This is a genomic window from Celeribacter naphthalenivorans (assembly GCF_020524585.1).
Taxonomy (GTDB): Bacteria; Pseudomonadota; Alphaproteobacteria; order Rhodobacterales; family Rhodobacteraceae; genus Celeribacter; species Celeribacter naphthalenivorans.
The window spans coordinates 541,291-557,943 of the sequence record NZ_JAIVLK010000002.1; the positions used below are offsets into that span (position 1 = coordinate 541,291).

17 protein-coding genes are annotated in these 16,653 nt (G+C 61.4%); 7 read left to right on the top strand and 10 right to left on the bottom strand.

Annotated elements, in window-relative coordinates; translation table 11 throughout:
* Nucleotides 1–144: 144 nt before the first annotated feature.
* The 6 genes from LC094_RS06315 (at nt 145) to LC094_RS06340 (ending at nt 5,258) form a co-directional block, all read left to right on the top strand.
* Nucleotides 145–738, top strand: coding sequence for an outer membrane beta-barrel protein (locus LC094_RS06315; RefSeq protein ID WP_226550927.1), 594 nt, complete (start codon nt 145–147; stop codon nt 736–738).
* Between the two features lie 178 nt (nt 739–916).
* Nucleotides 917–1,882 carry an agmatinase gene (speB, locus tag LC094_RS06320; RefSeq protein ID WP_226550929.1) on the top strand — a complete coding sequence of 322 codons (966 nt, stop codon included), beginning with the start codon at nt 917–919 and terminating at the stop codon, nt 1,880–1,882.
* Nucleotides 1,879–2,301, top strand: coding sequence for a DUF1499 domain-containing protein (locus LC094_RS06325; protein WP_226550931.1), 423 nt, complete (start codon nt 1,879–1,881; stop codon nt 2,299–2,301). The genes speB and LC094_RS06325 overlap by 4 nt, the downstream gene beginning before the upstream one ends.
* A gap of 46 nt (nt 2,302–2,347) precedes the next feature.
* The gene (gene prfA, locus LC094_RS06330) at nt 2,348–3,397 is read left to right on the top strand and encodes a peptide chain release factor 1 (RefSeq protein ID WP_226550932.1); all 1,050 of its coding nucleotides are present in this window, start codon (nt 2,348–2,350) and stop codon (nt 3,395–3,397) included.
* Nucleotides 3,394–4,260 carry a peptide chain release factor N(5)-glutamine methyltransferase gene (prmC, locus tag LC094_RS06335; protein ID WP_226550933.1) on the top strand — a complete coding sequence of 289 codons (867 nt, stop codon included), beginning with the start codon at nt 3,394–3,396 and terminating at the stop codon, nt 4,258–4,260. The genes prfA and prmC overlap by 4 nt, the downstream gene beginning before the upstream one ends.
* Before the next feature lie 377 nt (nt 4,261–4,637).
* The gene (locus LC094_RS06340; RefSeq protein ID WP_226550934.1) at nt 4,638–5,258 is read left to right on the top strand and encodes a DUF4167 domain-containing protein; all 621 of its coding nucleotides are present in this window, start codon (nt 4,638–4,640) and stop codon (nt 5,256–5,258) included.
* Nucleotides 5,259–5,319: 61 nt separating this feature from the next.
* Here LC094_RS06340 and LC094_RS06345 read toward each other — a convergent pair whose 3' ends face one another.
* The 10 genes from LC094_RS06345 to LC094_RS06390 form a co-directional block, all read right to left on the bottom strand.
* The gene (locus LC094_RS06345) at nt 5,320–5,832 is read right to left on the bottom strand and encodes a helix-turn-helix transcriptional regulator (RefSeq protein ID WP_226550935.1); all 513 of its coding nucleotides are present in this window, start codon (nt 5,830–5,832) and stop codon (nt 5,320–5,322) included.
* 18 nt (nt 5,833–5,850) lie between these two features.
* Nucleotides 5,851–6,375, bottom strand: a complete 525-nt coding sequence (locus tag LC094_RS06350; RefSeq protein ID WP_226550936.1) for a cytochrome b/b6 domain-containing protein — start codon at nt 6,373–6,375, stop codon at nt 5,851–5,853.
* A 52-nt stretch (nt 6,376–6,427) separates the two neighbouring features.
* A complete protein-coding gene (locus LC094_RS06355; RefSeq protein ID WP_226550937.1) occupies nt 6,428–6,676 on the bottom strand; it encodes a PepSY domain-containing protein in 249 nt (82 codons plus the stop codon).
* A gap of 147 nt (nt 6,677–6,823) precedes the next feature.
* Complete coding sequence (locus tag LC094_RS06360; protein ID WP_226550938.1) at nt 6,824–7,246, bottom strand: VOC family protein; 423 nt, start codon at nt 7,244–7,246, stop codon at nt 6,824–6,826.
* A 3-nt stretch (nt 7,247–7,249) separates the two neighbouring features.
* Nucleotides 7,250–8,092, bottom strand: a complete 843-nt coding sequence (gene rsmA / locus LC094_RS06365; RefSeq protein WP_226550939.1) for a 16S rRNA (adenine(1518)-N(6)/adenine(1519)-N(6))-dimethyltransferase RsmA — start codon at nt 8,090–8,092, stop codon at nt 7,250–7,252.
* Nucleotides 8,092–9,075, bottom strand: a complete 984-nt coding sequence (gene pdxA, locus LC094_RS06370) for a 4-hydroxythreonine-4-phosphate dehydrogenase PdxA (RefSeq protein ID WP_226550941.1) — start codon at nt 9,073–9,075, stop codon at nt 8,092–8,094. The genes rsmA and pdxA overlap by 1 nt, the downstream gene beginning before the upstream one ends.
* Nucleotides 9,076–9,111: 36 nt before the next feature.
* Nucleotides 9,112–10,365 (bottom strand): peptidylprolyl isomerase, encoded by a 1,254-nt coding sequence (locus tag LC094_RS06375; protein WP_226550943.1) that lies wholly within the window; start codon nt 10,363–10,365, stop codon nt 9,112–9,114.
* Between the two features lie 164 nt (nt 10,366–10,529).
* A complete protein-coding gene (locus tag LC094_RS06380) occupies nt 10,530–12,725 on the bottom strand; it encodes an LPS-assembly protein LptD (protein WP_226550945.1) in 2,196 nt (731 codons plus the stop codon).
* A 4-nt stretch (nt 12,726–12,729) separates the two neighbouring features.
* Nucleotides 12,730–13,827: an LPS export ABC transporter permease LptG gene (gene lptG, locus LC094_RS06385; RefSeq protein WP_226550947.1), complete on the bottom strand. Its 1,098-nt coding sequence runs from the start codon at nt 13,825–13,827 to the stop codon at nt 12,730–12,732.
* A complete protein-coding gene (locus LC094_RS06390; protein WP_226550949.1) occupies nt 13,824–14,969 on the bottom strand; it encodes an LptF/LptG family permease in 1,146 nt (381 codons plus the stop codon). The genes lptG and LC094_RS06390 overlap by 4 nt, the downstream gene beginning before the upstream one ends.
* Before the next feature lie 203 nt (nt 14,970–15,172).
* Between LC094_RS06390 and LC094_RS06395 the strand changes: the two genes are divergently transcribed.
* Nucleotides 15,173–16,651, top strand: a complete 1,479-nt coding sequence (locus LC094_RS06395) for a leucyl aminopeptidase (RefSeq protein ID WP_226550951.1) — start codon at nt 15,173–15,175, stop codon at nt 16,649–16,651.
* Nucleotides 16,652–16,653: the final 2 nt, after the last annotated feature.

Consider the following 16,653-nt stretch of genomic DNA (forward strand, 5'->3'; position numbering starts at 1 on the left):
TTTTTCCGATTTATGGTACTTCACGGTTTCCTCACGCTGGCGTGATCTCGGACCCCCTATTTTCTCGGAACAACTTCGCTATCTCTTCGGTTGAGATGTCGATCAAGACATCACCTCACGAACGAGGCAGAAAAGGAGAATAATATGAAACGTATCGCAACCCCCGTGCTGGTCCTGAGCGCCCTGGCCCTGTCCGCCCCGGCTTTCGCTGGCGGCTATTCCGAGCCGGTGATCGAACAGCCGACCATCGCGCCTGCACCCGTCGTGCCGGTGTCCGGCTCCGACTGGACCGGTGGCTACGCCGGTGCGTCGCTTGGTTACGGCTGGGGTGACGACGCGCTCGATGACGCGGACGACATGACCTACGGCATCTTCGGCGGCTACAACTACGACTTCGGTCAGTTCGTGCTCGGCGGCGAATTGGAATATCTCGGCTCCGAGATCGAAAATGACACGGCCAACCTCGATGATCTGACCCGTCTGAAACTGCGCGCCGGTTACGACGCCGGTCCGGCTCTGATCTACGGTGTGGTCGGTGCGGCCTATGCCAATGCCGACATCGGTGGCCAGTCCTACAACGACACCGGTTACACCTACGGTATCGGTGTGGACTATGCCGTGACCGACAGCATCAACGTCGGTGCCGAGCTTCTGCAGAACGAATTCGACGAATTCGACAACAGCGGCACGGACCTCTCGGCCACCACCTTGGGTGCCCGTGTGTCGTTCAAGTTCTGATCCGGCAAGCTCTGATTTGAGCTGATCGTTACAGGCGGTTCGGTTCCCCCCCACACACAAGAACCGCCACGGCCCCTCGCAGATTTGCGGGGGGCTTTTTTGTTTTGCGGGCTCGGGATGTCATTGCCAAGCCGGATGCGATGGCTACACTGGCGCGCAACTGACAAAGGGTATCACCATGGCGCTGGAAGACGCGAAAACTCAGATCGATCTGGCCTTTACGGGCACGGGGCGGGGACTGGCCTTTGAAAACGCCTTTGGCGGCGCGCTCTCGGCCTTTCGTCGCCGCTATACCAAGGATCTCACGGGCGTCGATCTGGCGATCACTGGCGTGCCCTTCGACCAAGCGGTGACCAACCGCCCCGGCACCCGGCTTGGGCCTCGGGCGATCCGGGAGGCTTCGGCTTTGCAGGCCTTTGACGCGCCTTACGGCTGGGGCTATTCGCCCTTCGATGAGTTCAATGTGGTGGATTACGGCGATCTGGCCTTTGACTATGCCATGGTCTCCGAGTTTCCCGACCGTTTGACCGACCACATTCGCACGATTCTGGCCGCCGGCGCCGGAAGCCTCGTGATGGGCGGCGATCACTATATCAGCTACCCGATTCTGAAAGCGCATGCCGAGAAGTTTGGCCCTCTGAGCCTCATTCACTTCGATGCGCATTCCGACACTTGGCAAGATGATGATCTGACCCGGATCGACCACGGGACCATGTTTTACAAGGCGGTGAAGACCGGCCTCATTGATCCGAAAACCTCGGTCCAGATCGGCATTCGCACCGACAACCCGGACACGATGGGCGTCAATATCATCGACGCGCGCACCGTGCACGAACGCGGCGCCGGATGGGTGGCCGCGGAGGTCAAAAAGATCGTCGGTGAGCGGCCTTGCTATCTGACCTTCGACATCGACTGTCTCGACCCGGCCTTTGCGCCTGGCACCGGCACGCCGGTCTGGGGCGGGCTGGCCTCATGGCAAGCCTCCGCGATCCTGCGCGATCTGGCGGGGGTGAACCTCACCGGCGGCGATGTCGTCGAGGTCTCTCCGCCCTATGACACCACCGGTGCCACAGCCATCGCAGGCGCGCATGTGCTGATGGAGATCATCGCGCTCTATGGCTGGACACGCCGGAAAGACGCATGAGAATGGTGTTTTGGGGGATCATCATTGCATTTGCCGCGCTGCAGGCGCTGATCCGTCTGGCGCCCACCGATCCTGCGCGCTGGCATGTCGATCCCTTCGCTGCTGCCGATCCCGCGCCGGGCGGCGTCAAACGTCTGTTGACCGTGCCGATGGACCCCGAAGAGGCGCTCACCCGGCTGGCCGCCATTGCTGAAACCGAACCGCGCACGCGCCACATTGCCGGATCGGTCGAGGAGGGGCGTCTGACCTATCGCAGCCGCACCGCCTTTTGGGGCTTTCCCGATTTCACCACCATCGCCGCGCGGCCGCATGAGAGCGGCGCCGAAGTGGTGATCCTCGCCCGCCTGCGCTTTGGCAAGTCCGATCTGGGCGTCAACGGACGGCGGGCGGAGGCGTGGATCGAGGCCGCCGGGTTTTAGCGATGTCTCTTGACGCTGGCCCGGATCGCGGGCAACAGATCACGCCATGATACCAGAAGATCGCCTATACCAAATCCTCCAGCGTTTTGAATTCCTTGAGGCCTCCATGTCTCAGGGCTCCGGCGATATTGTCGCCTTGGGCCGCGAATATGCCGAGTTGCGTCCCGTCGTGGATCAAATCCGGGGCTACCAGAGCCTGCGTGCTCAGATCGAAGAGGCCGAGGAGATGCTCGCGGATCCTGAGATGAAGGCCTTGGCCGAAGAGGAACTCCCCGATCTCAAAGCCGCGCTGCCGGAGGCCGAAGAGGCGCTTCAGATCGCGCTTTTGCCGAAAGACGCCGCCGACACGGGCTCCGCCATCATCGAAATTCGCCCCGGCACCGGCGGCGACGAGGCGGGGCTGTTCGCGGGCGATCTTTTGCGGATGTATCAACGCTATAGCGAGGCCAAGGGCTGGCAATTCGAGATCATCGAGCTGTCCGAGGGCGAGCTGGGTGGCGTCAAAGAGGTTGTCGCCAATATCAAGGGCGAGGGCGTCTTTGCCCGGATGAAATTCGAGAGCGGCGTGCATCGGGTGCAGCGCGTGCCGGAGACCGAAAGCGGCGGGCGCATTCACACCTCTGCCGCCACCGTTGCCGTTCTGCCCGAGGCGCAGGATGTGGACATCGAGATCAACGCCAATGACATTCGCATCGACACGATGCGCAGCTCCGGCGCGGGCGGCCAGCACGTCAACACCACGGATTCTGCGGTGCGGATCACCCACATCCCGACGGGAATCGTTGTGACATCCTCCGAGAAATCCCAGCACCGCAACCGCGAGATTGCGATGAATGTGCTCAAAGCCCGGCTTTACGACGCGGAGCGGCAAAAATTGCATGATGCGCGTTCGGCGGACCGCAAATCGCAGGTCGGCTCGGGCGATCGCTCGGAACGCATCCGTACCTATAATTTTCCGCAAGGCCGTATGACGGATCACCGCATCAACCTGACGCTCTACAAGCTCGATCAGGTGATGCAGGGTGACCTCGATGAGGTGATCGACGCGCTGATTTCCGACCATCAATCCGCGCTTTTGGCGGAGATGGAAGGGTGAGTGCGCAGGGGAGTGTTCAGGCGTCTTTGATCGCCGGCACCAAGCGCCTGACAGAGGCCGGGATCGACGGCGCGCCCCGCGACGCGCGGCTGTTGATGGCACATGTGTTGGACATGGAGCCGGGGCGGCTGACGCTCGTGATGCCGGATGAGATGTCTGAGGATCACAAAGCGGCGTTTGAAGCGGCGATTGAACGCCGTCTGACCCGTGAACCGGTCTCGCACATTTTGGGCTATCGCGACTTTTACGGGCGGCGGTTTCAGGTCTCTTCCGACGTGTTGGACCCGCGCCCCGAGACGGAAATCCTGATCTCGGAAGCGCTCTCGAAACCCTTTGCCTCCGTCTTGGATCTTGGCACAGGATCGGGCGCTATCCTTTTGACATTGCTGGCGGAACAGGTTTTGGCCAAGGGGCTTGCCACGGATCTCTCTGAGGCTGCTTTGACAGTTGCGCAGACCAATGCGGAGGCACTTGGCCTCGGCAAGCGCGCGCGGCTTCAATGGGCGGATTGGTGGGCTGGCGTCGAAGGCCAGTTCGATTTGATCGTCTCCAACCCGCCCTATATCGCCGCGGACGAGATGGCGGGCCTGTCGCCGGAGCTCGCGCATGAGCCGCGCATGGCGCTCACGGACGAGGCCGATGGGCTGATGTGCTACCGTGCGATTGCCGCAGGTGTGCGGGCGCATCTGGCGCCGCGTGGGCGGATCATGGTTGAGATCGGCCCGACGCAGGGCGCGGCCGTGTCCGACCTGTTTTTGGCTCAGGGTCTCAAGGCCGTACGCGTCATCGCCGATCTCGATGGGCGCGACCGCGTGGTCGTGGCACAGGCGCCGAATCCGCATCCGCGCAATTTGGGAAAATGATGCGGGGGAAGAATGTGGTCACCACGATATCGATAAGGGATTTGGTAAGGCTTATGCGTTAGAGTGCCTGTTAGCGATACCTTTTCCCGTATCGGCAAAATCCGGGCAAAACGGTTCAATTTGGCGCAGCCCATGTGCAAAAACCTCTTGTAATGCGCGGATGTACATGGTTACTGGGGACAGCGTAAGGCGGAGGACACTCCCCAACGCGGTTACCCTGCACAGCTTTGACGTTGAGGGCTCCCATTTCGGGGAGCGCAGACCACAACATGAAGTGCGGATCAACAAGGACAGACAAGCCAGTTACAGGACAAGCCGGTCCAAGAATCCGGCAACAGGCTGGACTTTACCGAGATATAGGCTCGAAAGAACAACATATGAGATCTTCTAAAAACCGTTCGCGGTCCAAGAACAACCGCAGCCGTTCCGTTGGCAATATCGTCAACCGCGTCTTCGACAGCTCCGGCCCCGAAGGCAAGGTGCGCGGCACGCCACAGCAGATCATCGAGAAATACAATCAGCTTGCCCGCGATGCCCAGCTTGGCAACGACCGCGTGGCCGCTGAGAATTTTCAACAGCACGCGGAGCATTATCTTCGCCTTCTGGGCCAAGCCCAAAAAGAACAGGAAGCGCAGCGCGAGCAGCAGGAGCGCGATCAGGCCGAGCGTCGTGAACGTCAGGAATCTGAGCGCGCCGAGCGTCAGCGCAAACGCGACGACCATCAGTCCACACAACCGCAAGCTGGCGAAGGCGATCAGCCCGATCTGGTCTTTGTGGACACCAAGGCGGACGATGGCGACACCGGTCTCGTAGAGACACCGGAAGAGGCCCCGAAAGAGGTGGTCGAGGCGCCGAAGCCGAAAAAACCGCGCGCGCCGCGCAAGCCGCGCAAGACCAAAGCGGAAAAGGATGCGGAAGCGGCTGCGAAAGCTGCGGAAGAGGCCTCCTCTGAGGCGCCAGAACCGGCGCCAGAGGCCGCACCGGACGCCGCCGAGTAAGGCGCAGACCACAGATCGAAAGCCCCCGCCATGGCGGGGGTTTTTCTTTTCGCGAAAGGCGTTAGGCCTCGCCAGTTACATCAGCGTCGATCAGCGTGTCGATGACCGCAGACATCAGTTCCGCACGATTTCTGGTGCCGGATTTGCGATAGATCGCGTTGAGATGCGCCTTGATCGTGCCCTCTTTGTTGCCGCGCAGGTCGGCAATCTCGGTGATCGACAGGCCTTTGACGAGAAAACTCGCCACATCGCGCTCCGCAGGTGAGAGTGCCCAGCCATCGAAATGCGCCTCGATGACGTCGAACACCGCGCGCGAGGCCTCTTTGAGACTGGTCTCGAGCCGGGCCTTTCGGGCGAAAAGATCCAGCATGAGCCGTGTTTCAAGGAAAATCGCGACGACCAAAGTGGCCGCCGCCATGGCTTCGATCAAAAGATGCGTGGTCGGTTTTCCGCCCGCTTCGCCCAGATCGGTCAGAACATCCGTGATAAAAAACAGCGCGCAAAAGGCCTGGGCGGCGATCAAGGCCACCATGGCCGCAGGCGTCGGGCGTTCGGTGAAGGCAGGATGTGCCATGACGTCGTCCTTTCGGGGTCAGGAATCTGGCATGTCCTTGTAGCCTGTCACCATCGCGCGGGGAAGGTTGATGCGCGTCCGCCAGCTTTCGAAAAACACGGCGGCGATATGCAAAAGCACCGAAAACTCGGCCCAGCCGACCGCGATTTCATGAACCTCCTCGGGCCATTCGACGCCCCAAAACAAATCGGTGGTCATCAGCCAACCGGAGAGGCCGATGAGACCGAGCGTGGCGATGAGGTTGTAGATCATCAAGGCGCCCAGAGGTGTGTGGCCTTTGTGTGGGCGCACCCGTCCGGTCATCATGTCCGTGGCCTGTTCCATCGCCTGCGACGCAGAGGGCGGGAAACTGGCGAAGCGGGCGTAACGACTGCCGACAAAGCCCCAGATCACGCGGATCGTCAAAAGCGCAATGATCGTGTAGCCGATCCAGAGATGCAGATCGCTTTCGTCATCGACAAAAAACGCATTGGCGGCGAAGCAGCCCACAAGCGTCCAGTGAAACAGGCGGACGACGGGGTCCCAGATTTTCTCGCGTGTCATAGAGGCCTCTTTTGAAATCTGGGGGGCGTTTGAAGCCCCCCGCACGGGCAGATCAGTCTTCGATTTTCACGATGTTGAAATCGCCATCCAGAAAGACTTCGAGCTTTTGTCCATCTTTCTTGGTGTAGGCCTCATAAAGACCGTCTTCGAGTTTGATCTTGCCCACCTCATGACCGTCTGCGGTGAGCAGTTCGGTGATCTTCATCTTGTTCTCATCGGTCAGTTCGACCGTGCCAGCGGCGAAAGCGCCGGTGGTGAGCGTTGCGGCCAGAAGCGTGGCGGAAATCAGGGTTTTGATCATGGTTTGTCCTTTTTGCAGATGGACCGGCGAGAGGGCCGGACTGGTGCAAAAAGGCAGGAGAGCAGCGGAAAACCTATTGGACCCAAGTTGGAGACCAGTGTTTTTCGTTCAGGATGAGGGGAATTGACCCTGAGTTTAGGTCTGAGGTTAGGGCAGTATCCCGAAACTCTCGGTCAGCTCGGCGCGGTGCACGATGTGGACCTTATTGCCCGAGGGATCGCGCAGATAGGCGCCGTAGTAATCCGGCGCATATTGCGGTCTGAGACCCGGCGCGCCTTCATCTCGTCCGCCCTGTGCCAGCCCCGCGGCATGGGCCGTGTCGACGGCGGCGCGGGTGGGGGCGACAAAGGCCAGCATCGCGCCATTGCCCGCGCGTGCGGGCGTGCGATCAAAGGGTTTATAGACGTAAAACCGGGGATAAGGTGCCTCGGGCCGGACCCAGCATCGCGCCTCCGGGCCACCATCGGGCTCAACCGCTCGTTGTTTCAGGCCCAGAGGGAGCAACACGGCGTCATAAAAGGCGGCGGCAAGGTCGAGATCGTCGGCGCCGACCGTGACATGGGAAAACATGACTTATCCTTTTGCGATTTCTCGGGCTAAGGCGCACCATCCTTCGATCGGCACCTGTTCGGCGCGGTCCGTGGGTTTGATCCCGGCCGCGACGAGCCGGTCTTCGATCTCCGGCGCAACACCCTTGAGCGAAGCGCGGAGCATCTTGCGGCGCTGGTTGAACCCGGCGGCGACGATGCGCTCCAGCACTTTGGGATCGGCCTCAAAGCGCGGCGCGGGCAGGGCGTCGAAATGCACCACGGCGGAATGGATTTTCGGCGGCGGGCTAAAGGCCTCGGGCGGCAGTTCCATGACAATACGGGGCCGGGTGCGCCATTGACTGAGAATCGCGAGACGGCCGTATTTTTTCGACCCGGGCTCTGCGACGATGCGCTCGGCCACCTCTTTTTGGAACATCAGCGTCAGCGAGGCCCAATAGGGCGGCCAAGTGGGCGGCGTGAGCCAGCGCACCAAAAGCTCGGTGCCGACGTTATAGGGCAGGTTGGCGACCACGCGCACGGGGGGCGTCAGGCGCTCCAGCGGGTCGATCTCCAAGGCGTCGGCGTTGATCACCTCAAGCCGTCCGGGATAGGCGGCGGAGATTTCCGACAATGGCCCCATGGCGCGGCTGTCTTTTTCGACGGCCAGAACCTTGCGCGCGCCCTCGGCCAGAAGGCCACGGGTCAGACCGCCGGGGCCGGGGCCGACTTCCAAAACATCGGAGTGCGTCAGATCACCTGCTTGGCGGGCAATTTTCGAGGTCAGGTTCAGGTCGAGAAGAAAGTTCTGCCCGAGCGATTTCTTGGCGACGAGACCATGGGTTTCGATCACATCGCGCAGCGGCGGGAGCCCATCGACAGTGGCCATCAGCGCACTCCTTTTTCTGCCATTTCAGCGGCCATTTTGAGCGCGGCGATCAGGCTTGTCGGATCGGCAAGACCTTTGCCCGCGATGTCAAACGCGGTGCCGTGATCGGGCGAGGTGCGGATGAAGGGCAGGCCCAGCGTGACATTGACGCCGCCCGAAAAATCAATCGTCTTGATCGGGATGAGGGCTTGGTCGTGATAGGCACAAAGCGCCACGTCATAGCCCGCGCGGGCGCGGGCGTGGAACATCGTGTCGGGCGGCATCGGGCCTTTGAGATCAAAGCCTTCTGCGCTCAAACGCTCGATCAGCGGGATCATCCAGTCGAGCTCTTCCTGCCCCATCGCACCGCCTTCGCCCGCATGGGGATTAAGACCTGCAAGCGCGATGCGTGGGCGTTCCAGCCCCCAGAAACGGCTCAGATCGGTGGCGGTGATGCGAATGGTCTCTTCGAGCAACGCGGGCGTGAAAGCGACGGGCACGTCCTTCAGCGCGATGTGGATCGTCACGGGCACGACGCGCAACTCCGGACAGGCGAGCATCATCACCACCCGCTCCACGCCGCCCAGATCGGCGAGATATTCGGTGTGGCCGGGAAAGGCAAAACCGGCGCCGTCTTTCAGGACTTTTTTGTTGATCGGTGCGGTGCAGAGCGCGGAGGCGGCCCCCGATTGCACCAGAGACACGCCGCGCGCGATCACATCGATCACGCCCTGCGCGTTGCGCAGATCCGGGTGGCCGGGCGTGGCGGGGGCGGCGAACTCATGGCGCAGCACGGGCAGGGTGCCTGAGGCGACATGATGCGCCTCGTGGGGGGCGGAGATTTCCGTGTAGTGAGTGCCATCAGGCAGGTGGCGCGGATCGCCGATCCAGAAAAACGGCACGGAGCCGTCGAGAACTTTCGCGGCGGCGACGGCCAGTTCGGGCCCGACGCCCGCCGGTTCGCCGCAACTGAGTGCGATGGGGGCAAAAGCAGCCGGGCTCATATCTCTTCTTTCATAACGTGCCCATCGGGCGTCAGATCAGGGGTAGACGATGGTCGCATCGGCCCGCATTTCGGCGACAAAGCTGTCTGCGAGGGCGGCCAGACGCTGGGTCTGCAATTGGTTGCGGACCTGATCGCGGTCGGCTTCGCCCGAGTTGCCGTAAGTGCGGCCGCACATCATCAGGAACACAAGCGTCTGCCCATCGGCGCGGGTCAAAGCGGTGGAGACCTCGCCGGGATCGAGCTTGGCAAGCTCAATCGCCACATCTGTCGGAATATCACCGGCAGGCAGCGTGTCGATTTGCAGCACCTCGGCGGGTTCACCTTTGGCGATGGTGTAGAGGTCTTCGCAGCTGTCCACGCTGGCTTTCACCTCAGCGGCGCGTTTCAAAGCCGCCTCGGAGCGCCCGCCTGCGATGTAATAGGCGGCGTATTCGATGGCGTCGGCTTTCGGCGTGGGCCGGGTGGTTTCGGCCACAGAGCGCAGCTGGAACATGCCGATGGCGTTTTGGGTCGAGAGCGGTGCTGTGACTTCGCCGGGTTTGAGACCCGCAACGGTGCCGCGCAGAGCGGGCGGCAGATCGCCGATGTTCACCCAATCCATCCGTCCGGCTTTCTCGCGCGAGGGCGCGACGGAATATTCGCTTGCAGCGGCGGCAAAGGCGCCGATGGTCGGGCGCGAGGCGATCTGTTTGGCCAGCGCTTCGGATTTGGCGCGTTCTTCGGGTGTCCGTGCGGGCAGGAAGATTTCCGACAACAGCACGCGCAAGCCGCCGGAGGGACCGTTGTTTTGCAGCGCGCGATCGACCTCGACCTCGGACACCTGGGCCTTGGAGGCAAAGCGCGCACGGGCGTATTCGCGCCAGGCGTTGCCGGTGGCCACGAAATCGCGCACGGTCTGGGCGCTGATGCCTTCGCGGGCCATGAGGCTCAGGAATTGCTCGGGCTGAAGACCGCCGCGGCTGGCGAATTCCTGAATGCCCTGTGCGATTTGTTCGTCGGTCAGTGTGATGCCGACGCGTTCCATTTCATTGGCCTTCAGCCGGTCCTCGATCAGCGCATCGAGCGCGGCCTGACGGGTCGGAACACTGCCCAAAACGCTCATGAACTGGATGCGTTGGTTCAGCTCATAGCTGGTCACCACCTTGTCGTTGACATAGGCGACCGGGGCAAACATGTTTTGCGCGATGGCAGGCGTGAGTGAGAACGCACTCAAAGCCGCGGCACAAAGCGTGCCCAGGGTGGCTTTCTTCAGCCCGGCGATCAGATCTGCCCCGAATTTGCGTGTCATGCCAACTCCCATATTCCAACCTTCACAACGATACCGGTCCGCAGATTGCGCATTCCGGGGTGTTTCGTTTCTTTCTTAAGAGGTTTCTTGGCGCGGGCCAAGCGGATTGCCAAGGGCCAAGGCCTCTCTCTGGGCGAAAGATTGCGGATGGCCACTGGTCTTGCTCAAAACGCGCACGACCCGGCCTGTTGTTCGGAGGCGAAAGCGCCAAAGCCGACGGAAAAGGACAGTCGCGTGGTCGGATCCAGATCATCCGTATTCCAATAGCGCCGCGTCAGGCCGAGGTTAAAGCGGCTACATTCGTTTTGAAATTCGACGCCAACCCCCACACGGGTCTCGGAATCTTCAGAGAAATCATAGAGATATTGCGCCGTGGCCGACCAGTTCCGGGCGATTTTCACGGCCCCATCAAAGCCGAATTCATTGAGATTCGTGTCACGCTCTTCCAAAGCGTCTGCGATCACATAGGCGTAGCTTGTGCCAAGGCTGTAACGCGGGCGCATGTAATCGAGGCGGGTTTCCCATTTCGTGACCTCGATTTTGTCATCGAACAGGGCACGTGAGGTGAAGGCGAGGCCGGTGTCGAATTGCATCGTTGCGGCCAAAAGCCAGTCGGATTGACGCGAATCCAGCCCCGAACTTTCGGTGTAGGCGGCGATGTCTTCGAGATAGAGCACCCGCCCCAGCGTCAGACCATATTCCGAATGTTGGCCGAAATGCGCGAAATGCAGACCGGCGGCGGCGGTCAGCCCGGTTTCGCGACGGTCCGCCCCCGGAAAGCGCGCCAAGGTCAAAAGATTGCCCTCGTCGAATTCGACAAAACGCGAATCCGTATTGGGGACAGCGCCGCCGGAGGTGTCGGACCAGCCGAGTTGGAGCATCGGTTCCAACAGCTGAGAGGCGCCAGAGGCCGTCCGGCGCAGCAAGGGCCAGCTCAGCCGCGTTTCGGCTTCGCCCGTGAGCCGGATCACTTTGTTTTCATAGGCAGAATATTGTTGCTGGATATAGGCATCGGCCATCAGCGCCGCGGTGCTGTCGAGTTTCAGACCGGGGCCAAAGACCGCACCGCCACGCCAGCGGGTTTCCGCGCCGAGGCGGATCACATCATAGCCGTCGATGTCATCCTCGGAATCGCGGTACGAGGTCGAGGCGGAGAGGCCAAAGCTCAACCGACCGGGCAACTGCGGCACCGTCAGAAACCGTTCGTAGCTGAATTCGCCCAAAATGAACGGCAGCTTGTCTTCGATCACGACGTCAGAGGCGCGCAGGCTGCGGGAATAGGCGAGCTGGGCGTCCAGCGCTTCCTCGGCCCGGTAGCGCGTGAGCGTGACCTTCGAGGTCAGGTAATCGCCATCGTCGATGCCGTAATCGGCGAGATAGGCAATGTCAGAGGCGGCGCGCAGATCGACCCCGAACTTGAGACCCCGCCCGATGTCCCATTGCCCTTGGGCATAGAGATAGGCCCGCAGTCCGTCGCGGGTGTCATCGGAACTCACCGCGCCGTTCAACTCCAGATCACCGTTCGAGAACGCCTGACGATAGCGCAGGTTGAGCGTGGTGGTCTTGGTCGCGATATAGGGCGAGACGGTCAGGTCGCGGTGATCGCCCAGCGTGATGAAATAGGGCACAACGATGCCGGTGCCGAGGGTCGAGTCGGTGCGAATTTCCGGCACCAGAAAGCCGTTGGCGCGTTTCAGCGTCGGATCGGGGACGCGCAGATGCGGCAGCCAAAGCACGGGCACATCCATCAGGCGGAATTGCGCATTGGTGAAATAGAGCTGGCGCGCCTCGCTGTCGTGAATGATCTCTTGGGCGCGGATTTCCCACAGAGGCACCGGGCGATTGACGCAGACTTCACAGGTCGAGGCGACGGATTTCTGCATCCGGATGTAACGCCCATCGACCACATCGAGCCGGGCGGCGGCCAATTGCATCTGGCGGTCGATCACCATGCGGGCAGAGGTCAGAATGCCGTTCTGCAACTCTGTGTCGAGCTCGGCGGCGGAGGCCAGAATGACCGCCTCTGTACCGTTTTGCGTGAGGCGGATCGGGCCGTCGATGCTGAGCGCGCCGGTGGTCTGGTTGTAGGTGATGCGGCTGGCGGTGAGGCGCCTGTCGCCTTGCAGCACCTCGACATCGCCGGTGGCGACCAACAGCTCGCCGTCAAAGGTCACGCCATTGGCCAAAAGCGCGGTCGAGGTCGAGGCCTCCTGTGCCTGGGTGGCATGGGGCAGGACCGCTTGGGACAATGCAGTCACCAGAGCAACCTGACAGGCACGCCGTGACACCCCGCTCAGAAGGCGGGGCAATGCGCCTTTCAACAGGCGTGCGGCGAGGGCATGAGACGGGGCAGCAGTCATATCTCTATCCATCTTCCAGATGCAGCAGAAGTGCAAGAGTGGCGAGGATGACCGCCAGAGGCGGCGCCCAGGCCGCGAGTGTAATCGGCAGCAATCCGTTCTGCCCCATGACGATGGCGAAAGAGCGCAGGAAATAAAAGCTGAAGGCCAAAAGCATGGCCGTGACGACCCGCGAGGAGGTGTTGCCAAGCCGCGTGTGGCGCATGGTGAACCCGGCGGCGATCAAGGCCATGGCGATGAAAGAAAACGGCAGCGCCAATTCACTTTGCAGCCACATGCGATAGGAGCGGGCGGAAAATCCGGCGACCTCGAGCTTTTCGATATAGCCGGTCAGTTCCCAAAAGGGCACGGCCTCGGGGGCGCCGAAGCGGTCGCGGATTTCATTCGGGCTCAAAGATGTGGGCAGTGTCAGATCGTCATGAAGGGTCGCGGCGACCTCTGGATTGGCCGCGCCCAACAAGGGCCAGCGTTTGGCGTTTCGCAGATGCCATTGCCCGTCTTCGATCTCGGCAGTCTGCGCTTCGATGCGGTAGAGCGGTGTGCTGTCGGGGGCAAAGCCTACGAAACTGACATCCTGAAGCTCTGAGCCATCGAGGTTCGACCGGCTGGCGCGGATCACCATTTGACCGTTCGCTGTGCCTTCGCGCAGCCAGAGCCCTTCGTCGGAGACCGAAAACACCTGCGCCTCGCCTTGGCTCATCAATGTGATCCGGCGCTCATAGCTGCGTTCTGAGGTGGCGGCGATGGGGTTGAACACGGTGATGCTCAGGACGCCGAACAAAAAGGCCACGGTCATCGGCGGCACCAGAGAGCGCAGCGCAGACCGACCCGCGGCACGCGCCACGACCAGTTCCGAGGAGCGCGCGAGGCCCAGAAACAGCACCAGCGTGGCGATCATCACGATGATCGGCAGGATTTCATAGAGCGTGCGCGGCACCCTGAGCAGCGCCATCTGCAAAATCGCGGCCCCACCGATCCCGAGATCGGACAGGTCGCGCAGCTGATCGAGGCTCTCGACCATCAGGATCAGCCCGCCGAAAAGCGCCAAGACGATGAGCAGCGCGCGCAGGAACCGACGTCCGAAATAAAGATCGAGCTTCATCGGGCCTCTCCTCGGGTGTCGCGGCCTGCATCCGCCTTGCGGGGGCGCAGGCGTGGATGGGCGGCTTTCCACATCAGGGCGAGGGCCATGAAGACCGCCAGTATCGAGGCCAGATAGCGCAGGGGCCAGAGCCGGGGGTCGTCGTCAATCGCCCCGCCAAACCCATTGTCGAGGCTTTTCACGATGACCAAAAGCAAGATCGCCAAAAGGATTTGCCGCCAGAGGCCAAAACGCGAAAACCCGCCAATCAGCAGCGCGCCAAAGCCCACAAGACAGATGACGAGGCCCTGAACGGCCTTGTTGGTGCGCTGCGCAACCTCGGCCAGCACCTCGAGGCGGCTGGCGTTCAATTCGGTCAAAAGCGCAGGCCCCGCGCTGAGCAAATCCACACTGTCGGTGGAACGCATCGTGCGTCTCTGGTTCGGGTTGGTGTTCAAAAGCCCGGCGAGACTATAGGCAAAACTGTCAAATCGCGTGACAGACAGGCGGTTGTCTTCAAGATCAAAGACCTGCGACATGCCGTCGAACAGCAAGAGCATGGGCCCCGTGTCATCCTTTACGATCAAGGCTTTGCGGGCTATGAAACCCTGTCGCTCGCCTTCGGTGCGGGTGTTGGAGATATAGACATCCTCAAGCTCACCCGCCGCCGTGATGTTGCGCACGTAGAAGGTCACGCCTTTGACCGGGTGCACAAAGGAGCCTTCGGTCAAAAGCCGCGCGGTCACGTCGCTGGTGATCTCGGCGCGGCGCAGGTCCAGTTCGCGCTGCGACAGGGGCACGAGCATATGCGCCAGCACCGCGATCATCACGCCGACTATGGCGCCAAAGATCAAGACGGAGCGCGCGAGGCGATAGGGCGAATAGCCCGCGGCCTGAACCACCACCAGTTCCGATTCAGAGGCCAGCCGGTTGGTGACGTAGACCGTGGCGGCAAAGGCCGCGATCGGCAGGAGGTTCACGAGAATGGTCGGCAGCGACAGCAAAGTCAGCTGGACAAAGGTTGAGGCCGATTGCCCGTCGCCCATCAGCCAGTCCAACAGGCTCACCGCCTTGTTGACCCAAAACACGAGCGCCAGCACGAGCGAGAAAAAACCGAACAGCATCAGCAATTGCTGAAGCATGTATTTGTCGAATCTTCCCAAACCCGTGGTCCTGTTCCCGTGCACATATTTTTGCCGGACTTTATCGTCACAGCGCGCAAGGAGAAAGGTCCAATCTTGCCCGTAAAAGCCGAGACGCGAAGAGATGCCGGAGAGACGCCGGAAGAGACACCTGTAAACTCATACTGGTCACTCGGGGCTTTGACCGCTACCTATAACGGAATTGAACTTAAACAGGATCTCCCATGACCGCGCTTGCCCAACTTTCCGTTGCCGCCCTCGATCTCGATGCCATTGTCTCCGCGGAAGGCCGCGTGGTCGTGATTGTCACGCCCGATGGCAAATTGGGGCTGCCCGCGCGGCGGATCAACCGGCTGACCAAGGGCGCTCTGGCGCGGTTCGTGGAAAGCGACGGCTTTGAGACGATGAAAGAGGGCGAGGCCAAGGATCTCGCCTATCCGACCGGCATGGAGGCCGACGCCGTTCAGGTCGTCAAACTGTCCAATCAGGCCTCATCCGCGCTCTGCCGCAAAGCAGGCGCTGCGATTGGTGCGGCTTTGGGCAAGGCAGACGCTCTGGTGCTGCCCGGAAGTGTCAAACGCGTCGAAGAACTGGCTTTGGGGATTGCGCTCAAGCATTACAGCTTTACCGATCACAAGACGCTCGACGAAGAGGTCACCGTTCCTGACGTGACGCTCGCCGTGACCAAACCTGAGAATGTCGATCTTTCGACCGTCACGGCTCTGGCCGAAGGCGTGTTCTTCACCCGCGATCTGGTCTCTGAACCTGCGAACGTCTTGACCACCACGGAATTCGCCAAACGTCTCGTCGAGCTTGAAAGCCTCGGCCTCAAGGTCGAGGTGTTCGAAGAGGATCGTCTCGCCGAGCTGGGCATGAACCTCTTGCTCTCCGTCGGCCAAGGCTCTGTGACGCCGACGAAAATGGTGGTGATGACATGGTCTGAGGGCGGCGATGAAGCGCCGATTGCGCTTGTCGGCAAGGGTGTCGTCTTCGACACCGGTGGTATTTCTTTGAAACCCGGTGCGGGCATGGAAGACATGACCATGGACATGGGCGGCGCGGGCACGGTCTCCGGCGTGATGAAATCCCTCGCGCTGCGCAAGGCGCCGGTGAATGTCGTGGGTCTCGTGGGCCTCGTCGAAAACATGCCCGACGGTCAGGCCACGCGCCCCGGAGATGTGGTGAAATCCATGAAGGGCGACACCGTCGAGATCATCAACACCGACGCCGAAGGCCGCCTCGTTTTGGCCGATGTGCTCTGGTATGCGCAGGAAACCTTTGCGCCGCGCGCCATGGTGAACCTCGCGACGCTCACCGGCGCTTGCGTGGTGGCTTTGGGCCATGAAAACGCGGGCGTGTTTTCCAACGACGACGCCTTCTGCAACGGCTTTCTGAAAGCCGCCGAAGCGGAGGGCGAGGGCGCATGGCGTCTGCCGTTGGGTGCAGGTTACGATGCGCTGATCAAATCCGATGTGGCCGATATGAAAAACGTCGGCCCGCGTTGGGGCGGGGCCATTACGGCGGCGCAGTTCCTCAAGCGCTTCGTCAAAGACGATGTGCCATGGATGCACCTCGACATTGCGGGCGTGGCCTCGGTTTCGACGCCCACCACCTTGGCGCCCAAAGGTGCGACCGGCTGGGGCGTGTTAGCGCTCAACCGGATGATCGACGATATGAATGCCGAGATGAACAAGGAGGGCTAACC

What these genes read in the sequence shown, in the direction of transcription:
- rsmA (WP_226550939.1), bottom strand. Translation starts at nt 8,092, where the DNA reads ATGGCCACTGTCGATGGGCTCCCGCCGCTGCGCGATGTGATCGAAACC.
- LC094_RS06350 (WP_226550936.1), bottom strand. Translation starts at nt 6,375, where the DNA reads ATGACACGCGAGAAAATCTGGGACCCCGTCGTCCGCCTGTTTCACTGG.
- speB (WP_226550929.1), top strand. Translation starts at nt 917, where the DNA reads ATGGCGCTGGAAGACGCGAAAACTCAGATCGATCTGGCCTTTACGGGC.
- LC094_RS06315 (WP_226550927.1), top strand. Translation starts at nt 145, where the DNA reads ATGAAACGTATCGCAACCCCCGTGCTGGTCCTGAGCGCCCTGGCCCTG.
- prfA (WP_226550932.1), top strand. Translation starts at nt 2,348, where the DNA reads ATGATACCAGAAGATCGCCTATACCAAATCCTCCAGCGTTTTGAATTC.
- LC094_RS06360 (WP_226550938.1), bottom strand. Translation starts at nt 7,246, where the DNA reads ATGTTTTCCCATGTCACGGTCGGCGCCGACGATCTCGACCTTGCCGCC.
- LC094_RS06375 (WP_226550943.1), bottom strand. Translation starts at nt 10,365, where the DNA reads ATGACACGCAAATTCGGGGCAGATCTGATCGCCGGGCTGAAGAAAGCC.
- LC094_RS06395 (WP_226550951.1), top strand. Translation starts at nt 15,173, where the DNA reads ATGACCGCGCTTGCCCAACTTTCCGTTGCCGCCCTCGATCTCGATGCC.
- lptG (WP_226550947.1), bottom strand. Translation starts at nt 13,827, where the DNA reads ATGAAGCTCGATCTTTATTTCGGACGTCGGTTCCTGCGCGCGCTGCTC.
- pdxA (WP_226550941.1), bottom strand. Translation starts at nt 9,075, where the DNA reads ATGAGCCCGGCTGCTTTTGCCCCCATCGCACTCAGTTGCGGCGAACCG.
- LC094_RS06325 (WP_226550931.1), top strand. Translation starts at nt 1,879, where the DNA reads ATGAGAATGGTGTTTTGGGGGATCATCATTGCATTTGCCGCGCTGCAG.
- LC094_RS06355 (WP_226550937.1), bottom strand. Translation starts at nt 6,676, where the DNA reads ATGATCAAAACCCTGATTTCCGCCACGCTTCTGGCCGCAACGCTCACC.
- LC094_RS06340 (WP_226550934.1), top strand. Translation starts at nt 4,638, where the DNA reads ATGAGATCTTCTAAAAACCGTTCGCGGTCCAAGAACAACCGCAGCCGT.
- LC094_RS06345 (WP_226550935.1), bottom strand. Translation starts at nt 5,832, where the DNA reads ATGGCACATCCTGCCTTCACCGAACGCCCGACGCCTGCGGCCATGGTG.
- LC094_RS06380 (WP_226550945.1), bottom strand. Translation starts at nt 12,725, where the DNA reads ATGACTGCTGCCCCGTCTCATGCCCTCGCCGCACGCCTGTTGAAAGGC.